The following is a 329-nucleotide window of genomic DNA, read 5'->3' as shown; positions in this document are numbered from 1 at the left end:
CTGATGGTCGATGCAAAGGATAGTTTGGTAACTTCACGACTGACACGTGTGATGACATTGGTCAAAAACGAAGATGCCATCAGTCCGCGCGGCGAACGTAATGTGGCTGTGGGAATTACAACCCCACAAGGACAATTGGCCTTAAGGGGTTTTAACTTCAACAACAGGGCCATCATGAGCGCTGTAATATTGTCGGACATCACTTTGGACACGGCAACCGGCGAGATCGTGATTGCCGATTTTACGCCGGCCCAAAGAATGCATGCTCCGGAAGGTTCCACCCACGTAAGCCTAACCTCAGGATTCCTGAATTTAGACTTCAATTCGGG

The 329-nt window shown here is 49.5% G+C and carries 1 pseudogene; it reads left to right on the top strand.

Going from position 1 to position 329, the window contains the following annotated elements:
* Nucleotides 1-329: pseudogene (locus tag J4051_RS18920) on the top strand (hypothetical protein); the annotation flags it as partial.

Source organism: Gelidibacter pelagius, assembly GCF_017581925.1.
Taxonomy (GTDB): domain Bacteria; phylum Bacteroidota; class Bacteroidia; order Flavobacteriales; family Flavobacteriaceae; genus Gelidibacter; species Gelidibacter pelagius.
This window is presented reverse-complemented; position numbering and strand designations above follow the sequence as displayed.